Genomic DNA, 675 nt, shown 5'->3' on the forward strand with positions numbered 1-675 from the left:
CAAGCTGAAGGATTTACTCAAATCCAAAAGCTTATGCTTGTAAAGTAACCTTATAGATTAGGTATAATTAAATACTGAGCCTGTGGTAATCCCAGGCTCAGTATTAAAAAGGGTAAAAATATGATTATAATCACAAAATTGATGGTCATCACGAAAAATAGTATGTGGGGAAATGTAATTTATATATAGGTTTAATAAAATTTAGAATTTAATTGATAAAATATGGAAGAAAGAGAAACAATTAATATAAACGACGAACAGGAGGAAAGAAGTATGAAAGGATTCGTTAAAGTAATCTTAATTAGTGCTATCATGTTATTTGGTGTTGTTTTTTCCCGTGAAAAAGCAAATATTCAAACGAATACTGATATAAGTATCGAATATGATGGAAAAGAATATGTTATTGTAGAGCCTGAACCTCAACCTCATTCTGCTATTTCCAGAGAAGAGATTATCCTCTGGGAAGAAGATTTTGAAAGTAACGCAGATGGTTGGACTACTGGTTCAGGGTGGAGTTTAACTACAGATGAGTATAATAGTGAAACCCACAGTATGAACTCTCCAAATGATGCATCTACTTCAAATGGCACTTTTAATTTATTATCACCAACGTTGTCAATTGCAGCATTAGGTGATGGTGAGACCATGAATTTTGGTTTTTTTCTTAAAGTAGAC

1 protein-coding gene is annotated in these 675 nt (G+C 32.3%); it reads left to right on the top strand.

Annotated elements, in window-relative coordinates:
- Nucleotides 1-273: 273 nt before the first annotated feature.
- Nucleotides 274-675, top strand: a 402-nt coding sequence (locus tag AMN78_RS00040; RefSeq protein WP_143323139.1) for a hypothetical protein, incomplete at its 3' end; no start/stop codon positions are given.

This window comes from Candidatus Pelagibacter communis (assembly GCF_001179945.1).
Lineage (GTDB): Bacteria > Pseudomonadota > Alphaproteobacteria > Pelagibacterales > Pelagibacteraceae > Pelagilacustribacter > Pelagilacustribacter ubique_A.